The following is a 17,878-nucleotide window of genomic DNA, read 5'->3' as shown; positions in this document are numbered from 1 at the left end:
CGAAAACCATGGGACATCATGATGCGAAACGCTTTGATAATATCTTCCCTGTTGCTGTTGGGGGCCTGTACGGCAAACGAGCCTGCTACGCCCACCCTGCAGAGCGGCAATAGTTTGCCTGCGAGTTCATCTGTGATACACCTGACTCAGCAGCTGGCAAATGAGTTGGTGCGCCAAAATGATCAGTTGACGCCTAAGCAACCCTTGCTGGTGGCAACGCCTGTCTTGCTGGACAACCTCAAGTCGACGAACGCCTTGGGGCTGCAGATACAGCAAGGGCTAATCGCGGCCATGCATGACCATCAGTTTAATCTGGTGGATCTTAACGTGGGCGAGAACCTTAGGGTGACAGATCAAGGCGAGCTGATCCTGACCCGGGACTGGCGGCAACTGCCAGCGGATCTGCCGGTTGAGCATGTGTTGGTATCGACCATGAGTCTCAAACCCGATGGTGTGGTGGTAAACAGCCGTATCGTCAATGTCACCAATAACCGTGTGGTCTCCGTGGCAGGGGCGAGCGTGAGCCAGGCCGAGCTGGCGGACTACCTTAGCCTGTCAGAGAAGGTGGTCGTTAAAGATGGCAAGCTGTTTCGCTATAGCAGCCAGGGTCAGGGAGATGTCCAGATTATAGGGGTTAAGCAATGAGATACCTAATTAGTGTGTTGCTGCTCGTTCTGAGTGGATGTGCGTCTCAAGACAGATACATTCAATGGGAAACCCAGGCGCCGGAAAGCTTTCCTAAGTTAACTGCTATCGGCTATGCGCCGCTGGCGACTCAGCAGGCGAAGGAGGCATCCCAGCGGGTGTTGATGGCTATGCAGGCGTCGAAGATCGCTGCCTATCGCGAACTGGCCGAGCAGGTTTATGGTCAGCAGTTGTCGGCGTCCAGCAGCGTGAAAGATTGGATGCTTTCCGATGACAGCATTCAGGCCTCGGTGAGCGGGGTGATTCGCGGGGCCAGAGTGGTGAAGAGCTATCCCGTTGGGGAGCATTATGTGACCGAGCTGGAGCTTGATTTCCAGCAGGTGTGGGCGCTATACCAGCAGCAGAACCGGCCGCAGATGGTGAAGGAAGTGACCTATTTCTAATTGAGATGTGAGACTCAATGTAGCCGTTAAAAATAGTCACTAACTAAAAAGCCTCTTTTAAAGAGGCTTTTTTATGTCTTTAGTTTTTGAACCAGTAACTTTTTATTAGTGACTAGGCTTTCAGATTATTGCCGAGTGTCGAGATGGTCGAGGTCTTGCCCTTGCCGTCATAGGTGAGGCTGTTGGCATTACGACTGGCCTGCAGGGCCTGGGAGAAACGATTGACGCTGGCCATGCTGTGTTCGATAAGCGCTGAGTTTTGCTCGTTAAGCTGTTTACACTCGGCCAATGCCTGTTTGGCGTCATCGATCTGGGCAATAAGCTGAGGCTCCTGGGTGAGCCTGCCTAGTTCAGGATGCGCAGCTAATTCGGTATCACCTAGTTTGATCTCATTTAACAACTGAGCCTTCTCATTGGCCAGACGCAACAATTGATCGGCATCTTGCGCGATCAGGGCATCCTTCTCTGCCGTAATGGTTAGCTTTAAGCTGTCCAGTAATTTGTGTTGATTGGCGATGATATCGGTTATCTGCGTCATAACGTATTAGTTAAAGATCCTGGAGTTCCTTTTCAAACTGCGCAATATTGCTGGCGAGTTTGTCTGCATCTATCTTATAGCGTCCCTCGGCGATGGCGGCCTTGATCTGTTCGACCTTCTTGACATCGATTTCAGGAATGTCGTTTAACTTGGCCTGGGCACTCTGTAGTTGCTGCGCCTGAGAGGTGATAGAGACCGAATCGCTCTTCACCGCCTGTGAAGGGGCGCTGGTAGCCGCTGCCGCACCTTTTTGCTGTGAGGCTTTCGAGCTGGCACTGCCAACTCGGCTGTTAGTGTTTGTATTTACGTGCTTAATATCTATAGGCATTGTGGGGTCCAACTTACATAAATGAGATCAACATACCTGTCTATCGGCACTCATGGTTAAAGCTTTAGGATAAAGTTTCAAAAAACAGTATAAATTTTTGCGCGTGAGAGGTCATCAGGCTCACATCCTGACTTCTACCTCGCCAATGCCTGTCACATGCGCGTCGACTCGCTTGTTGGAGCGGCTATTGCGCACCTGTATCTTATCGCCAAGGTTACCATCTTTTAACGCTTCGCCGTTGGTTTTTATCTCGAAATTCTCTGATCGAGCAAAAATGGAGACGATATCTCCCTTGCAGACAAAGCAGAGGTTGCTGGCAAATAACGGTTGATTGGCGGGAATTCTGCGTTTCACCCGGGTGCCGGTCACCGCGACAGGGTCATCAAATTGCTGACCTCTGAGCTGATTCTGCTCGACGTAGGCTAAGCGTATCTGATCCGATTCGATGAGATCGCCTGGCCCCAAGGTCTGGTTGGCGACCACAACGGGAAAGAGCACCTCGACGCGCACCGAAATAAATATCTGCCAGGGGTAGTCGAGATCTGGGCTAGTGCAGCTTATCTTGACCGTATTGTTTTTACTGATGGCACGATCGCTGGCGATCTCTGCCTTGGGCTGGCCTAAACAGCTGGGAGGCTTGAGCCGCGTATCCAGGCTTTGGGGGGTGATTATGACCTTGGCATCTTGGGGTATGACCATTTTTTCTTGCACGACCTCTGTAGCTAATCGCGCTATGGTCGATACAGAGGGAACACTCGCATTCTCCGTCGCCAATGAGGGGAGAGAGATGAGTAGCAAAAACAGAAAATATGCAAAATTTACTTTCATAATGAATTGACTAGCTTGATTAGCCAGATTACACCTATACTTCGTTTGAAGAGCCAAGGCTTTGCCATTTTTTGTGATAAATGAGTGTCATAAATTTGACAAAGTAAAGGTCTGGTTGTCATATAACTAGATAAAGCAATTAGTATGCCTATACTCATATTTACCATGGGAATGGCTTAGCATTCACCCGACAACAGGGCAAAGGCAATATGTCGAGTATTCTTGAATCAGTTAACAAACGCACCCAACTCGTAGGACAAAATCGCTTAGAGCTATTGCTGTTTAAGTTAAACGGGCGGCAAAGGTTTGGCATTAACGTATTTAAGGTGAAAGAGGTGCTTCAGTGCCCGCCACTGACCGGCCTGCCTAAGCTCAATCCTTTTGTGAGGGGCGTGGCCCATATTCGTGGGCAGACGATTTCGGTGATCGACCTTAGTGCGGCTACCGGCGGCAGACCTATTGAAGATACCGACGGCTGTTTCATCATCATCTCTGAATACAACCGCAGCGTTCAGGGGTTCTTGGTTAAGTCGGTCGAGCGCATCATCAACATGAATTGGGAAGCCATCATGCCGCCGCCACAGGGTGCCGGAAGATACTCCTACCTGACGGCGGTAACAGAGATCGAGGGTGAACTGGTGGAGATCCTCGATGTCGAGAAGATCCTCGATGAGATCTCGCCGGTGAAGACGGCGATCAGCCAGGAGGTCGACGAGCAACTCACCATAGACAGGGAGCGTCACTATCACATCATGGTGATCGACGACTCTGCCGTGGCACGTAAGCAGATCATTCGCGCACTGGAGTCTTTGAGCCTGCAGATCGATACCGCTAAGGATGGTCGCGAGGCCTTAGATAAGTTGGTGAAGGTCGCCGCCGAGATGGATAACGTGGCCCATGAGATCCCGCTGATCATTTCTGATATCGAGATGCCTGAGATGGACGGCTATACTCTGACGGCGGAGATCCGCGATAACCCTAAATTGAAAGATATTAAGGTGGTGTTGCATACCTCGCTCAGTGGCGTGTTTAACCAGGCCATGGTGGAGAAAGTGGGCGCCAATGACTTTATCGCGAAGTTTAATCCTGATGAATTAGCGGCAGCGGTGAACAAGCATCTTAGTCTGTAAATTGAACTAAGTTGGGCCTGAGCCTACATTTGCTTGGGCCTGAGCCCAAAATTGGTAAGTTTGGGCTTGTATCAGTGAGTTAGCTAATGTATAACGCTGAGCTCTGCAACGCTTGCTATAGTGTATGTTGTAGCCTGTTTTCTTTTTTGATATTGGGATATCAAGGTGCCGAATAAATCACTTGCCGAAGCCGAGTACAACCAATTTAAATTATTTCTGGAGCAGCACAGCGGAATTGTGTTGGGCGACAATAAGCAATATTTGGTTCGTAGTCGACTCGCGCCTCTGATGGGGAAATATAATCTTCCCTCTTTATCTGAAGTGGTTAAACATTCGATGAAACCGACCGAGCGGCAACTTCGTGCCGAGGTGATCGACGCCATGACCACCAATGAAACCCTGTGGTTTCGCGATCGCTATCCCTTCGAGCTATTAGGCAATAAGCTGTTACCCGAATATGCTCGCCTGGGACGGCCGCTGAAGATCTGGTCGGCTGCCTGTTCGTCTGGACAGGAACCCTATTCGCTGGCGATGACCATCTTAGAATATCAGCAGCGTAAGCCTGGAGCCTTGCCTGGTAGCGCAAGCATTTTGGCAACGGATCTGTCGCCCTCCATGTTAGAGCGCTGTAAGACCGCCGAATATGACAACCTTGCCCTGGGGCGCGGGCTGTCCGAGGAGCGCAAACGTCAGTTTTTTGAATCTACGGGTAGTGGCTCCATGGTAGTGAAGCCCAACGTCAAGCGTTTGGTGAATTTCAGGGCCCATAACCTGCTCGAGAGTTACACCTTGCTCGGCAAGTTTGACATCATCTTCTGCCGTAATGTGCTTATCTATTTTGCCCCAGAGGCAAAGGCCAAGATACTGCGGCAATTTGCTGCCGCCCTCAATCCTAAGGGGATACTGTTTCTGGGCGCGTCCGAGTCGATTGCCGGTCTGACCGATGAGTTTGATATGGTGAGGTGTAATCCAGGGATCTACTATCAGAAGCGTACCTAATGTGATTCACTTAGGCCTGTAGGCCGCTAACCCTCTGAGTTAGTTATCAAGTTTCAAATGCCAGCCATCGCTGGCATTTTTTATGCCTCGCATTTCTAGCGTGCATCTATCCGTGCAAGTTATCCAGAGTCGATTTTATTGGCACAAGTATTGCTTTGTTTATGACATTCGTGTGTGGAGGCAATTTTATGGCGATAAGTTTCGATAAGGCATTGGGGATACATCAGTATACCTTGGGGATACGGTCGGCGCGGGCCGAGGTGATCTCGTCAAATATCGCCAACGCCGATACCCCACATTACAAGGCGAAAGACCTTGATTTTGATAAGGCGCTACAGGCGGCGCGTACGGCCCAAGGTGGGCTGGCGATGAGCCGTAGCAACGAGAAGCACTTCGATTTGGCCGCGCTTTCTCAGCAACACATCAGCTATCGGGTGCCCAATCAGCCCGATACCGGAGACGGTAATACGGTGGATATTCAGCAGGAACAGTCTGAGTTTATGCAGAATGCGCTCGAGTATCAGATGTCGTTAGGTTTTCTTGACGGTAAGTTTTCCGGCCTGAAAAAAGCCCTTAAAGGAACGTAATCATGAGCCTTTTTAATATCTTCAATGTGGCCGGCTCTGGTATGTCGGCGCAGTCGGTCAGGTTAAATACCACTGCCAGTAACATAGCTAATGCCGATTCTGTCTCCAGCAGTGTGGATCAGACCTATCGCGCCCGCCACCCCGTATTCGAGGCCGAGCTGGCCAAGGCCAGTCATCAGCAACAGACCAGCCAGGCGGTAAAGGTGGCCGGCATCGTAGAGAGCGATAAGCCGCTACAGAAAGAGTATTCACCGGATCATCCGTTAGCGGATGCCGATGGGTTTATCTATAAGCCGAATGTCAATGTCATGGAGGAGATGGCCAATATGATCTCGGCCTCTCGTTCCTATCAGATGAATGTGCAGGTTGCGGATGCGGCTAAGTCCATGCTTCAGCAAACCTTACGCATTGGCAATTCCTAGGGGGTAAGTCGTGAGCCTAGTTAATCCATTAAATACTCAGGTTGCGCAAACCAGCTCGACCCAGAGCACCCAGTCGGTGACGCCTCAGGCATCCAGTAGTCAGGAAACTACCCAGACGACGGGGAATCCTTTTCTCGACAGCATGCGACTGCAGGAGGAGTCTTCGATTCCCGAGGCTAAGAGCCAGGAGCTGACCCAGGAGGATTTCTTCTCCCTGCTCAGTCAGCAGCTGTCGATGCAGGATCCTTTTAAGCCGGTAGATAACGATCAGATGATCGCCCAGATGGCGTCCTTCTCTACCGTGGACGGTATCAGCAAGCTCAATGAGGAGATCGTAAACCTCAATACCGTGATGACGTCGAGCCAGGCGCTGCAGGCCTCGGGGCTGGTGGGACAGAAGGTGTTGATCCCATCCGATACCGGACATATTTCGGCCGAAGATCCCGTGCTGAAAGGGGTGATCAGTACCCCGGAGCCTATCGAGTCGATCACTGTGCGTATCGAGGACGAGAAGGGGCAACTAGTTAAGACCTTTACTGTCGATGGCAGTGATGGCGGCAACATAGATGTGTCATGGGATGGACTGGATAAGGATGGCGAACCCGTTGCCAGTGGCACCTATGCCATCAAGGCATCGGGCAAGGTAGATGGTAAGAGTGAAGATTTAGCCGTATCGACCTACGCCCATGTGACGAGTGTTTCGCTGGGGACGGCAAGTACTGGCGCGATTCTCAATCTGAGAGGCATAGGCGGTATCAAACTCGGTGATGTTCTGGCCGTGTCTGAAACCTAGACAAAGCAGAGCGTTAGGACACTCAAGTCCAGAACAGATAACTAATTTTTAGTGAGGTGATTTATGTCATTTAACATTGCATTGAGTGGTATCGCGGCGGCGCAAAAAGATCTCAATACCACGGCGAATAACATCGCCAACGTTAACACTACAGGTTTTAAGGAGTCGCGCGCCGAGTTCGCCGACGTGTATGCCAGCTCTATCTTCGCCAACAGCAAGACCACGGTTGGTGGCGGTGTCACCACGGCCCAGGTTGCGCAGCAGTTCCAGCAGGGCAGTCTGCAATTTACCAGCAACGCGTTGGATATGGCGATCAATGGTGGAGGATTCTTCGTGACCTCATCAGAAGTGGGCTCGCAAGATCTCTCCTACACTCGCGCCGGTGCCTTTAAGGTGGACGCCGACAGCTACTTGGTTAATTCGGCCGGTGCCTATCTGCAGACCTTCCCGGTCGATAAGGATGGTAACTCGACCTCGGTGAGTCTCACCACCACTCAGCCGGTGAAGATCCCCGATACCGCGGGTAGCCCGCAGAAAACCGACAACATCGGAATTCAGATGAACCTTAACGCTGGGGAGAGCACCTTAGATCCGGCGAACTTCAATCCGAACGACCCTGATACCTATAATAACTCGACCTCGGTCACCATGTATGACTCTCTCGGTGAGCCCCACATTCTGACTACCTATTTTGTGCGTCCACCCGAAGCGGCCTATACAGGTACCAGTAACTGGGTGGCCTTCTATGCGGTAGACGGTAAGCAGGTGGATCTGGCCGGCGCGGCCGGTACCTATGGCCGTGATACCACGGGTGACGGCGTGGCCGATGCTAGTGGCACTGCGGTCAATGCCAGCGGCTGGAAGGGCTCGGTATTATCTTTCAACGATACGGGCGCATACACAGGTAGTGATCCTGCAGTGATCACCACTGAGCAACTAGGGGTGAGCGGCGCCAATGTCTTGGGCCCTGGTACAGACGGAACCCAGACACTCACGCTTAATTTTAACAGCCCGACCCAGTACGCTTCACCCTTCGAGGTGACCGAGCTTAGTCAGGATGGTACTACCGTTGGTCGTCTGACTAACGTAGAAGTGGGCGCCGATGGTTTGATCAACGCCAGTTACAGTAACGGCTCAACCGTGCCGCTGGCCCGTGTCGCCCTGGCGCGCTTCTCTAACGAGCAGGGCCTGACCCAGGCGGGAAATACCTCTTGGAAGGAGAGCCTTGACTCGGGTCCTGCACTGGCGGGTGAGGCCAACAGCGGCACCTTTGGTAGCATTCGCTCCTCGGCCCTAGAGCAGTCAAACGTCGACCTCACCACTGAGCTGGTGGATCTTATTTCGGCCCAGCGCAACTTCCAGGCGAACTCACGTACCTTGGAAGTGAACAACACCCTGCAGCAGACGGTACTGCAGATCCGTTAAGCTGTTGCCTAGTGCTATTAGTGAAATGTGTTGCCAAGGCGGCAACACATTTCCGCTTATCTTGCCGCTTCTTCTTTCCTCCCTTAGCTTCATTTCTATCTGCTTGATTTAGCCTGTTTAACCAAATCCATTGTTTGGCATGATGTTTGCTTTGTTCTGTTATTAGACAGTTTTAGTTGAAACATTGACGGAGCAGCAAGTGGATAAATTACTCTATGTCGCCATGAGTGGCGCCAAGCAGAATATGCATTCGCTGGCAGTACGTGCCAACAACCTTGCCAACGCCAATACCGATGGCTTTAAGTCTGATCTGGAACAGGCCAGATCTATGCAGGCTTTTGGTGAAGGGTTGCCTACACGGGTGTTTTCGATGACAGAGAACCCGTCGGCTAACTTTGTCGCCGGTCCGATTAAGACTACGGGACGGGATCTCGATATCGCGGTGAAAGGCGATGGTTGGATTGCCGTGCAGGCCGTCGATGGCGGTGAAGCCTATACCCGCTCGGGTAGCCTGAGTTTCGATACCTCAGGCCTGCTGCGTAATGACAGAGGCAACCCCGTCATGGGCGATGCCGGTCCCATCGTGTTGCCCCTTCCCATCGAAAAGGTCGAAATCGCCCAGGATGGCACCATCTCGGTCAGACCGCTCGGTTCTACTGCCGAAGTCGTCGAGGAGGTCGGCCGCATCAAGTTGGTTAATCCTGGTAACCAGAACCTGATGCGCGGCGAGGATGGTCTGTTTCGTCAAATGTCTGGCGTTAACGCCCCGGCCGATCCCAATGTTGCCGTGGAGAGTGGCGCCATCGAAGGCAGTAATGTCAATGCCGTCGACGAGATGGTCTCTTTAATCGATCTGCAGCGTCAATTTGAGATGCAGGTCAAGATGATGAAAACCGCCGAAGAGATGGATCAAGCCTCTTCGTCATTAATGCGCATTAGTTAGGAGATAGATTATGCATCCGGCGTTATGGATTAGTAAGACTGGCTTAGATGCCCAGCAAACAGACATTTCGGTGATCTCCAACAATGTGGCCAATGCCAGCACAGTTGGGTACAAGAAGAGCCGAGCCGTTTTCGAAGATCTGCTCTATCAGACAGTGAATCAGGCGGGCGGGATCAGCGCCTCCAACACCAAGTTACCCAACGGCTTAAACATAGGCGCGGGTACTAAGGTGGTGGCAACCCAGAAGATGTTTACTCAGGGCAATATGCTCACCACAGACAACTCACTGGATCTGATGATAGAAGGCCCGGGGTTCTTCGAGGTGCAGCTGCCCGATGGCACCACAGCCTATACGCGAAATGGTCAGTTTACCTTAGACGATACCGGGCAGATCGTGACCCCGGGTTCTGGCTATGTGCTGCAACCTGCGATCACCATCCCGGATGATGCGACCAGCATTACCGTGTCTGCCGAAGGGGAAGTCTCGGTGAAGACCCCTGGTGCGGCGGAAAACCAGGTGGTGGGTCAGCTGAGTATGTCAGATTTCATCAATCCGAGCGGCCTGGATCCTATGGGGCAGAACCTCTATCTGGAAACCGGTGCCAGCGGCACGCCGATTCAGGGCACCGCCTCACTGGATGGCATGGGCGCTATTCGTCAGGGGGCGCTGGAAACTTCTAACGTCAACGTGACCGAGGAGCTGGTGAACTTGATCGAGAGCCAGCGCATCTACGAGATGAACTCTAAGGTGATCTCGGCCGTCGATCAGATGCTCTCTTACGTCAATCAGAATTTGTAGAGGTTTGATATGACTAAGTTTGTTATGGCTAAGTCATCTGTCTTAGCGGTTGCGCTGGCGTTGGTGGGCTGCGCCTCAACCAACCAGAAGCCGATCGCCGATGACCCTTACTATGCTCCCGTGTATCCCGAGGCGCCGCCGACCAAGATCGCCGCCACGGGCTCCATGTATCAGGATAGCCAGGCTTCCAGCCTCTATTCCGACATCAAGGCGCTTAAGGTCGGCGATATTATTACTGTGATCCTGCAAGAGTCGACCAAGGCGAAGAAGAGCGCCAACAATGAGCTGAAGAAGGGCTCAGATCTGACGCTGGACCCCATCTATGCCGGCGGGGGCAATGTCACCATCAGCGGCTCGCCCATCGACCTGCGCTACAAAGACAGCATGAATACTAAGCGTGAGTCCGATGCGGATCAGAGCAACAGCCTGTCGGGTAGCATCTCGGCCAACGTGATGCAGGTGCTCAACAACGGCAACCTGGTGATCCGCGGCGAGAAGTGGATTACCATCAATAATGGCGATGAATTTGTCAGGCTCACCGGCATAGTGCGCTCGCAGGATATTCGTCCCGATAACACTATCGACTCTCAGCGTGTGGCCAATGCCCGTATTCAATACAGCGGCACGGGCACCTTTGCCGATGCACAGAAAGTGGGTTGGTTGAGCCAGTTCTTTATGAGCGACTGGTGGCCCTTCTAAGGAGCGATGTCATGAAGATGAAATTATTATTGGCCTGTGCCTTGATGGTGTTTTCAAGCGTCACCTCGGCTCAGCGCATCAAGGATATCGCCAACGTACAAGGGGTGCGTAGCAATCAGCTGATCGGCTATGGTCTGGTGGTCGGCCTACCGGGTACCGGTGAGAAGACACGTTATACCGAGCAGACCTTCAAGACCATGCTGAAAAACTTCGGCATCAATCTGCCCGATAACTTCCGCCCCAAGATCAAGAACGTCGCCGTGGTGGCTGTGAATGCCGACATGCCGGCATTCATCAAGCCGGGACAGACATTGGATGTCACCGTCTCTAGCCTAGGTGAGGCCAAGAGCCTGCGTGGCGGCACCTTGCTGCAGACCTTCCTAAAGGGGGTCGACGGCAACGTATATGCCATAGCACAGGGCAGCATGGTGGTCAGCGGCTTTAGCGCCGAAGGGCTCGATGGCTCTAAGGTGATTCAGAATACCCCCACCGTTGGGCGTATTCCCAACGGCGCCATCGTTGAGCGTACCGTGGCGACACCATTCTCCACCGGCGATCATCTGACCTTTAACCTGCGCCGCGCCGATTTTTCGACGGCTAAGCGCCTCGCGGATGCCATCAACGATCTCCTAGGCCCGGGTATGGCACGTCCACTGGATGCGGCATCGGTGCAGGTGAGTGCGCCGCGAGATGTGTCTCAGCGAGTCTCCTTTCTGGCGACGCTGGAAAATATCGAGGTGGAGCCAGCGTCCGAGTCGGCCAAGGTGATCGTCAACTCCCGCACCGGCACCATAGTGGTGGGTAAAGATGTGCGTCTATTACCTGCGGCCGTGACCCATGGTGGCCTGACGGTAACCATCGCCGAGGCGACTCAGGTGTCTCAGCCTAATCCATTGGCGGGGGGCAATACAGTCGTCACCAGCGACAGCACCATAGATGCCTCGGAGGAAGATAGTCGCATGTTCCTGTTCAACCCTGGCACTACGCTCGATGAGCTGGTGCGGGCGGTTAATCTGGTCGGCGCCGCGCCATCTGACGTGTTAGCCATCTTAGAAGCGTTAAAGGTGGCAGGTGCTTTGCATGGTGAGCTTATCATCATCTAAATTTTGTCGCAGACGATTGATAGTCGTCGCAGACGCTTCGGGATAGAACATGGATAAGCTGTCAAACGCATCGCATTTCTTGGACATAGGGGGCCTGGACTCCCTACGTTCCAAGGCGCAAAAAGATGACAAGGCGGCCCTCAAAGAGGTGGCGCAGCAGTTTGAAGGCATCTTCGTGCAGATGCTGATGAAAAGCATGCGTGATGCCAATGCTGTGTTTGAGTCAGACAGCCCCATGAACAGCCAGTACACCAAGTTTTATGAGCAGATGCACGATCAGCAGATGTCAGTCAACCTGTCGGACAAGGGGATGCTGGGCCTTGCGGATCTCATGGTGCAGCAGCTCTCGCCGCAAACGAGTCAGCTGACGCCGGCTTCCGTGCTGCGTGGTGGCATGGTGAACCCGGTTGCCAACAGTGCCCAAGCCACGGATACACCGTCTCTGGCCAAAACTGAGGTTCAAAGCCCGGTTTCAAGCGGTGATAAGCCCTTGCCGCAGGTATTCGATGAGCTGGTAAGCGGCAAGGTCTTGCCGTCTCAGGCGCCAACTGGTCTGGCAAATAAGGGTTTCGAGAGCCGTGAGGAGTTCATCAAGGCTGTCTATCCCCATGCCGAACAGGCGGCTAAGGCCTTGGGGACAAGCCCAGAGGTATTGATTGCCCAGTCGGCTCTCGAGACGGGTTGGGGCCAGAAGATGGTACGCCGAGCCGATGGTCAGCCCAGCAATAACCTGTTTAACATCAAGGCCGACCGTCGCTGGGATGGTGAGCGCGCCGGCGTAAGTACCCTGGAATTTGAACATGGTGTTGCGGTGAAACAGCGAGCCGATTTCAGGGTGTATCAGGATATCAAACAAAGTTTTGACGATTTCGTTTCCTTCATTTCCGAAGGCGCTCGTTATCAAGAGGCGATGGAAAAGGCTGCCAACCCTGCCGCCTTCATACGTGGCCTGCAGGATGCCGGTTATGCTACAGACCCAGATTACGCCGATAAGGTGATCAAGGTGATGCAGGCGGTAACTCAGGCGGTAAACAAAGAGTTCGGCGCAGCCGTGATAGGGGGGGCTCAGTGATGCACTCTCGATTAACAACAGGTGCAACAAGAGGTAAAGCATAATGTCGATGGATCTGCTGAATATCGCCCGTACTGGCGTGCTTGCCTCTCAGTCACAGCTGGCGGTGACCAGTAACAATATTACCAATGCCAATACCCAGGGCTATCATCGCCAGGTGGCGGAGCAGTCTAGCCTGGAGTCCCAGCGTCTGGGCAACAGCTTCTATGGCGCCGGTACCTATATTACCGACGTCAAGCGTATCTATAACGAATATGCCGCCCGCGAGCTGCGTATCGGTCAGACGGCGCTGAGCCAGGCGCAGACCACACAGACCAAGATGAGTGAGCTGGATCAGCTGTTCTCTCAGATTGGCAAGGCGGTGCCTCAGAGCCTTAACGATCTCTTTGCCGGACTCAACAGTTTGGCGGATCTGCCTGACGATATGGGGATTCGCGGCAGCCTGCTGGGCAATGCAGACCAGATCGCCAAGGCGCTCAACCAGATGCAGTCGCAACTCGATGGTCAGATGAAACAGACCAACGATCAGATCTCGGCCGTGACGGACCGCATCAACGAGATAAGCACAGAACTTGGTCACATCAACCAGGAGCTGATGAAGTCCCAGGGGGCCGACATGCAGCTGCTCGACAAGCAGGACGCGCTGATCCAGGAACTCAGCGAATATGCACAGGTTAACGTGATCCCACTCGAATCTGGCGCTAAGAGTATCATGCTCGGCGGCGCCGTCATGTTGGTCTCAGGCGAAGTCTCGATGCAGATGGGAGCGACTACTGGCGATCCTTATGCCGGCGAGCTGCGCATTACCACCACGGCAGGCGATCAGACGCTAGTGGTCGATCCCAGCAAGGTGGGCGGCAGTCTGGGGGCTCTGTTTCAATTTCGCGACGAGACACTGATCCCGGCGCAGCTGGAGATGGGCCAGTTGGCGTTGGGGATTGCCGATAGTTTCAATCAGGCGCAGTCGCAAGGCTTCGATCTTAACGGCCAAGTGGGTAGTGATCTATTTCTCGATATAAACGATCCCGCTATGTCCGTTGGCCGCGCCGGGGCATATGAAAATAACACGGGCAATGCGGCTTTAAGGGTAAACATAGATGATGTGAATGCCCTGTCCGGTGGCAGCTATGAGCTGACCTTTACCGCGCCGGCCACTTATGAGCTTAAGAATATAGACACAGGCACTGTGACGCCGTTGACCCTTAATGGCAGTCAATTGACCGGTGGTGACGGCTTTAGCATCAATATCGATTCTGGCGCCATGGCCTCCGGGGATAGATTCGAGATCCGCCCCACATCCGGCGCCGCGGCCGGTATCAAGGTAGTGATGACAGATCCTAAGGGGATAGCCGCCGCCGCGCCTAAGATAACCCAAGATGCCGCTAATTCTGGCAATACCCAGGTTAAATTGGTGAGTATCGACGATCGCAGTGCGGCCAACTTCCCCTTAACAGGCAGCGAGTTGACCTTCGAGATAGATACCGCGGCAAATACCTTCGAGGTATTCGATTCGGCGGGCAACTCGCTCGGTGGACCGGTAGCCTTTACCCCACCTTCTATCAGTGCCTATGGCTTCACCTTCGAGGTGGATAGTAGCGCGTCGGCTACAGACAGATTTACCTTCGACCTTAGCTTTGCCGAAGGGGACAACACCAACGCGGTGGCCATGGCTAAGCTCGCGGAAACCAAGCTGATGAACAGTGGAGGCTCGACCCTGGCCGATGTTTACGAAGGCACCAAGTTGCAGGTGGGTGGCAAGGCTAAAGCCGCCGAGGTGGCCTTCGGTTCGGCCGAAGCCGTCTATTCTCAGGCTTATACCCGGGTGCAGAGTGAGTCGGGCGTAAACCTGGATGAAGAGGCCGCCAATTTGATGCGTTTCCAACAGTCTTATCAGGCATCGGCGCGGATCATGACCACGGCCACTGAAATTTTCGACACTCTCTTTAGTTCGGTGAGATAGGAGCCTTAATTATGCGGATCTCAACGGCGCAGATGTTTCAGCAGAACATCAACAGCGTGCTTAACAAGCAATCGGCGACCAGCAAGATCATCGATCAGATTGCCAGCGGCAAGCGGGTGAATACTGCGGGGGACGACCCTGTGGCTGCTATCGGTATCGATAACCTCAATCAGCAAAATGCCCTGGTCGATCAGTTTATGAAGAACATCGACTATGCCACCAATCGTCTGGCCTTGACTGAGAGTAAGTTAGGCACGGCAGAAACCCTAACCGGCTCGGTTAGAGAGCAGATCCTGCGTGCAGTGAATGGCAGCCTTTCGGATTCTGAGCGGCAAATGATTGCCGATGAGCTTAAGGGCACATTGGAAGAGCTCGTTTCTGTGGCCAATACCAAAGATGAATCGGGTAACTATATGTTTTCAGGTTATGAAACCGGAAAGCAGCCCTTTGCATTCGATGCGGCCGGTAACGTGGTCTACAGCGGTGACAGTGGCGTGCGCGAAGCCATAGTGGCATCTGGCGTTACCCTTGGGACGAATATCCCTGGGGATCAAGCCTTTATGAATGCACCTTCCGGCCTTGGCGACTTTAGCGCCAATTATTCGACGGGTCAGGTAGGAGATTTTCGGGTGCTTAGCGCTGCGATTAGCGATCCCGCCACTTATGTTGATGATACTTATAGTTTTACCATGAATGGTGCCAATTTAGAGATCCGAGATTCTAGTGCGACCCTGGTAACGACTGTTCCTGGTTTCGACGCCGCCAATCCCATTAACTTCAACGGTATCGAGGTGAAGCTCGACGGCCAGCCTCAGCCAGGGGATAGCTTTAGTATCACGCCGCAATCCCAGGTGAGCGTATTCGATACCATCAACCAGGCAATCACCCTACTCGAAGATCCTAATAAGGTGAATACTCCCCAAGGTAAAGCTGAGTTGGCACAGATGTTGAATAATATCGATAGTGGTGTCAATCAGTTGAGCATTGCCCGGGGAGAAGCCGGTAATAGCTTGAAGCAGATTGAGCGTTACAGTTCGACCCATGTGGAAGAGAAACTGGTGAACAGTTCGGCGCTCTCAATGCTGGAAGATTTAGATTATGCCTCGGCGATAACTGAGCTCGAGAAACAACAGTTGGCCTTAAATGCCGTATCGAGTGTGTTTAGCAAAGTCGGGTCGACGACACTTTTTGATTATATCTAAGCGGGCTCAGGCCTTTGACAAACTTAACTTGTAATTTATTAGCCAAGCTCAACGTCTTGGCAGTGCAACCAAGAAGAGGAAAACACAATGGCTATTAATGTTAATACCAATGTCACATCGATGAAGGCGCAGAAGAACCTGAACACTTCTTCTCAAAATCTGGCAACCTCAATGGAGCGTTTGTCGAGCGGTCTTCGTATCAACAGTGCGAAAGATGATGCTGCCGGTCTTGCGATCTCAAACCGTTTGAACTCACAGGTTCGTGGTCTTGAGGTAGGCATGCGCAACGCGAACGACGCTATCTCTATCGCCCAGATCTCTGAAGGTGCTATGCAAGAGCAGACCAACATGCTGCAGCGTATGCGTGATCTGTCGATTCAATCTGAAAACGGCGCCAACAGCACTGCCGACTTACAAGCGTTGAAAGATGAGATGGACCAGCTTGCAGAAGAGATCACGGCGATCGGTAACAGTACCGCCTTTGGTAATACCAAGTTGCTAACTGGTGAGTTTTCCGCCGGTAAGCTGTTCCAGGTGGGTCACCAGGATGGTGAAGACATCACTATCTCTGTGGGTACATTGAACGCAGGCGTACTATCGGTAAACTCATTGACGGTATTAACGTCAGCCGGTCGTGATGCTGCTATCGGTCAGATCGATGCGGCTATTAAGGTGATTGATACTCAGCGCGCCAAGTTAGGTGCGGTGCAAAATCGTCTGGCACACAACATTAGTAACAGTGCCAATACTCAGGCCAACGTTGCCGATGCTAAGAGTCGCATCGTGGATGTGGATTTCGCCAAAGAAACCTCGACCATGACCAAGAATCAGGTGCTGCAGCAGACAGGTTCTGCCATGCTCGCCCAGGCTAACCAACTTCCTCAGGTGGCCCTGTCACTACTGGGTTAATGCCTCTGGGTTAGTCGACAAGAAACGGTGCAGACTAGTTTTTGCACCGTTTTTGTTACTTTTTTATCTATTAAGTTATTGATATATAACAGCTATAAAAAATAGCCTATTTTTTATAAAAAATTTTCTAAAGATCGAAAACCCTCTGCCGTTAAATATACTGTAACCCAGTAAGACCGGCCTGGCTTAAGTAGACAGGCTTAGTTTTAAGCCAGGTATAAAGAGGAATCGATTATGGCTATTACAGTAAACACTAACGTAACATCTCTAAAAGCACAGAAAAACCTAAATGCTTCTAGCGGCAACCTAGCGACCTCTATGGAGCGTCTATCAAGTGGTCTTCGCATTAACAGTGCGAAAGACGATGCTGCCGGTCTTGCGATTTCAAACCGCTTGAACTCACAGGTTCGTGGTCTTGAAGTTGGTATGCGTAACGCTAACGACGCTATCTCTATCGCTCAGATCTCTGAAGGCGCGATGCAGGAGCAGACTAACATGCTGCAGCGTATGCGTGACCTGACCATCCAGTCTGAAAACGGTGCTAACAGCGCAGATGACCTGGCTGCACTGAAAGCAGAGATGGATCAGCTAGCCCTAGAGATCACCGAAATCGGTAACAACACTGCATTTGGTAACACTAAGCTGCTTGACGGTTCTTTCTCTGCGGGTAAGAGCTTCCAGGTAGGTCACCAAGATGGCGAAGATATCACAGTTAAAGTAGGTACTTCTGACGCGACTTCTCTAGGTGTTAACGCCCTGACTAACGCGACTTCTGCAAACCGTGGCTCGGCTCTGGCAGCTATCGATGCGGCTATCACCACTATCGATACCCAGCGTGCAGAACTTGGTGCGATTCAGAACCGTCTGTCTCACAACATCAGCAACAGCGCTAACACTCAGGCTAACGTGGCTGACGCTAAGAGTCGTATCGTAGACGTGGATTTCGCCAAAGAAACCTCTACTATGACTAAGAACCAAGTGCTTCAGCAAACAGGTTCAGCTATGCTAGCTCAAGCTAACCAGCTGCCTCAGGTTGCCCTATCTCTACTCTAA

The 17,878-nt window shown here is 52.4% G+C and carries 20 protein-coding genes; 17 read left to right on the top strand and 3 right to left on the bottom strand.

Annotated features, from left to right (window positions below):
- The first annotated feature begins 33 nt into the window (after window positions 1–33).
- Window positions 34–645, top strand: coding sequence for a FlgO family outer membrane protein (locus GNT65_RS12435; RefSeq protein WP_338091776.1), 612 nt, complete (start codon window positions 34–36; stop codon window positions 643–645).
- Window positions 642–1,088, top strand: coding sequence for an LPP20 family lipoprotein (locus GNT65_RS12430; protein ID WP_160796639.1), 447 nt, complete (start codon window positions 642–644; stop codon window positions 1,086–1,088). Before GNT65_RS12435 ends, GNT65_RS12430 begins: the two co-directional genes overlap by 4 nt.
- A gap of 112 nt (window positions 1,089–1,200) precedes the next feature.
- On the opposite strand, the gene GNT65_RS12425 is transcribed toward GNT65_RS12430, so the two are convergent.
- The 3 genes from GNT65_RS12425 to flgA form a co-directional block, all read right to left on the bottom strand.
- Entirely contained in the window at window positions 1,201–1,626 is a 426-nt protein-coding gene (locus tag GNT65_RS12425) for a flagella synthesis protein FlgN (RefSeq protein WP_160796637.1), read from the bottom strand.
- 10 nt (window positions 1,627–1,636) lie between these two features.
- A complete protein-coding gene (flgM, locus tag GNT65_RS12420) occupies window positions 1,637–1,954 on the bottom strand; it encodes a flagellar biosynthesis anti-sigma factor FlgM (RefSeq protein ID WP_160796635.1) in 318 nt (105 codons plus the stop codon).
- 120 nt (window positions 1,955–2,074) lie between these two features.
- Window positions 2,075–2,782: a flagellar basal body P-ring formation chaperone FlgA gene (gene flgA / locus GNT65_RS12415; RefSeq protein WP_160796633.1), complete on the bottom strand. Its 708-nt coding sequence runs from the start codon at window positions 2,780–2,782 to the stop codon at window positions 2,075–2,077.
- 209 nt (window positions 2,783–2,991) lie between these two features.
- Here flgA and GNT65_RS12410 point away from each other — a divergent pair, with 209 nt between their 5' ends.
- The 15 genes from GNT65_RS12410 (at window position 2,992) to GNT65_RS12340 (ending at window position 17,878) form a co-directional block, all read left to right on the top strand.
- A complete protein-coding gene (locus GNT65_RS12410; RefSeq protein ID WP_160796632.1) occupies window positions 2,992–3,912 on the top strand; it encodes a chemotaxis protein CheV in 921 nt (306 codons plus the stop codon).
- A 159-nt stretch (window positions 3,913–4,071) separates the two neighbouring features.
- Window positions 4,072–4,911, top strand: coding sequence for a CheR family methyltransferase (locus GNT65_RS12405; protein WP_160796710.1), 840 nt, complete (start codon window positions 4,072–4,074; stop codon window positions 4,909–4,911).
- Window positions 4,912–5,099: 188 nt separating this feature from the next.
- Entirely contained in the window at window positions 5,100–5,498 is a 399-nt protein-coding gene (gene flgB, locus GNT65_RS12400; RefSeq protein ID WP_041510618.1) for a flagellar basal body rod protein FlgB, read from the top strand.
- A 2-nt stretch (window positions 5,499–5,500) separates the two neighbouring features.
- A complete protein-coding gene (gene flgC, locus GNT65_RS12395) occupies window positions 5,501–5,920 on the top strand; it encodes a flagellar basal body rod protein FlgC (RefSeq protein WP_160796631.1) in 420 nt (139 codons plus the stop codon).
- 10 nt (window positions 5,921–5,930) lie between these two features.
- On the top strand, window positions 5,931–6,713 hold the full coding sequence (gene flgD, locus GNT65_RS12390; RefSeq protein ID WP_160796630.1) for a flagellar hook assembly protein FlgD: 783 nt from the start codon (window positions 5,931–5,933) through the stop codon (window positions 6,711–6,713).
- A gap of 63 nt (window positions 6,714–6,776) precedes the next feature.
- On the top strand, window positions 6,777–8,138 hold the full coding sequence (gene flgE, locus GNT65_RS12385) for a flagellar hook protein FlgE (protein WP_160796629.1): 1,362 nt from the start codon (window positions 6,777–6,779) through the stop codon (window positions 8,136–8,138).
- Between the two features lie 199 nt (window positions 8,139–8,337).
- Entirely contained in the window at window positions 8,338–9,081 is a 744-nt protein-coding gene (gene flgF, locus GNT65_RS12380; protein WP_160796628.1) for a flagellar basal-body rod protein FlgF, read from the top strand.
- A 10-nt stretch (window positions 9,082–9,091) separates the two neighbouring features.
- Complete coding sequence (flgG, locus tag GNT65_RS12375; protein ID WP_011865151.1) at window positions 9,092–9,880, top strand: flagellar basal-body rod protein FlgG; 789 nt, start codon at window positions 9,092–9,094, stop codon at window positions 9,878–9,880.
- 24 nt (window positions 9,881–9,904) lie between these two features.
- Entirely contained in the window at window positions 9,905–10,579 is a 675-nt protein-coding gene (gene flgH / locus GNT65_RS12370; protein ID WP_160796708.1) for a flagellar basal body L-ring protein FlgH, read from the top strand.
- 11 nt (window positions 10,580–10,590) lie between these two features.
- On the top strand, window positions 10,591–11,682 hold the full coding sequence (locus tag GNT65_RS12365; RefSeq protein ID WP_160796627.1) for a flagellar basal body P-ring protein FlgI: 1,092 nt from the start codon (window positions 10,591–10,593) through the stop codon (window positions 11,680–11,682).
- Window positions 11,683–11,731: 49 nt separating this feature from the next.
- On the top strand, window positions 11,732–12,754 hold the full coding sequence (gene flgJ, locus GNT65_RS12360) for a flagellar assembly peptidoglycan hydrolase FlgJ (RefSeq protein ID WP_160796626.1): 1,023 nt from the start codon (window positions 11,732–11,734) through the stop codon (window positions 12,752–12,754).
- 43 nt (window positions 12,755–12,797) lie between these two features.
- Window positions 12,798–14,714: a flagellar hook-associated protein FlgK gene (flgK, locus tag GNT65_RS12355; RefSeq protein ID WP_160796625.1), complete on the top strand. Its 1,917-nt coding sequence runs from the start codon at window positions 12,798–12,800 to the stop codon at window positions 14,712–14,714.
- An 11-nt stretch (window positions 14,715–14,725) separates the two neighbouring features.
- Entirely contained in the window at window positions 14,726–15,916 is a 1,191-nt protein-coding gene (gene flgL, locus GNT65_RS12350; RefSeq protein ID WP_160796624.1) for a flagellar hook-associated protein FlgL, read from the top strand.
- Between the two features lie 87 nt (window positions 15,917–16,003).
- On the top strand, window positions 16,004–16,825 hold the full coding sequence (locus GNT65_RS12345) for a flagellin N-terminal helical domain-containing protein (protein ID WP_160796623.1): 822 nt from the start codon (window positions 16,004–16,006) through the stop codon (window positions 16,823–16,825).
- Window positions 16,826–17,059: 234 nt separating this feature from the next.
- On the top strand, window positions 17,060–17,878 hold the full coding sequence (locus GNT65_RS12340; protein ID WP_160796622.1) for a flagellin N-terminal helical domain-containing protein: 819 nt from the start codon (window positions 17,060–17,062) through the stop codon (window positions 17,876–17,878).

The organism is Shewanella insulae, from assembly GCF_009831655.1.
GTDB lineage: Bacteria > Pseudomonadota > Gammaproteobacteria > Enterobacterales > Shewanellaceae > Shewanella > Shewanella insulae.
Note: the sequence above shows the minus strand (reverse complement) of the source record. Positions and strands in the feature narration are given on the sequence as shown.

Coding starts and splice junctions, on each gene's coding strand:
- flgB (WP_041510618.1), top strand. CDS start 5,100: ATGGCGATAAGTTTCGATAAGGCATTGGGGATACATCAGTATACCTTG.
- flgC (WP_160796631.1), top strand. CDS start 5,501: ATGAGCCTTTTTAATATCTTCAATGTGGCCGGCTCTGGTATGTCGGCG.
- flgJ (WP_160796626.1), top strand. CDS start 11,732: ATGGATAAGCTGTCAAACGCATCGCATTTCTTGGACATAGGGGGCCTG.
- flgK (WP_160796625.1), top strand. CDS start 12,798: ATGTCGATGGATCTGCTGAATATCGCCCGTACTGGCGTGCTTGCCTCT.
- flgH (WP_160796708.1), top strand. CDS start 9,905: ATGGCTAAGTCATCTGTCTTAGCGGTTGCGCTGGCGTTGGTGGGCTGC.
- GNT65_RS12410 (WP_160796632.1), top strand. CDS start 2,992: ATGTCGAGTATTCTTGAATCAGTTAACAAACGCACCCAACTCGTAGGA.
- flgA (WP_160796633.1), bottom strand. CDS start 2,782: ATGAAAGTAAATTTTGCATATTTTCTGTTTTTGCTACTCATCTCTCTC.
- GNT65_RS12430 (WP_160796639.1), top strand. CDS start 642: ATGAGATACCTAATTAGTGTGTTGCTGCTCGTTCTGAGTGGATGTGCG.
- flgE (WP_160796629.1), top strand. CDS start 6,777: ATGTCATTTAACATTGCATTGAGTGGTATCGCGGCGGCGCAAAAAGAT.
- GNT65_RS12365 (WP_160796627.1), top strand. CDS start 10,591: ATGAAGATGAAATTATTATTGGCCTGTGCCTTGATGGTGTTTTCAAGC.
- flgM (WP_160796635.1), bottom strand. CDS start 1,954: ATGCCTATAGATATTAAGCACGTAAATACAAACACTAACAGCCGAGTT.
- GNT65_RS12345 (WP_160796623.1), top strand. CDS start 16,004: ATGGCTATTAATGTTAATACCAATGTCACATCGATGAAGGCGCAGAAG.
- flgL (WP_160796624.1), top strand. CDS start 14,726: ATGCGGATCTCAACGGCGCAGATGTTTCAGCAGAACATCAACAGCGTG.
- flgG (WP_011865151.1), top strand. CDS start 9,092: ATGCATCCGGCGTTATGGATTAGTAAGACTGGCTTAGATGCCCAGCAA.
- GNT65_RS12340 (WP_160796622.1), top strand. CDS start 17,060: ATGGCTATTACAGTAAACACTAACGTAACATCTCTAAAAGCACAGAAA.
- GNT65_RS12425 (WP_160796637.1), bottom strand. CDS start 1,626: ATGACGCAGATAACCGATATCATCGCCAATCAACACAAATTACTGGAC.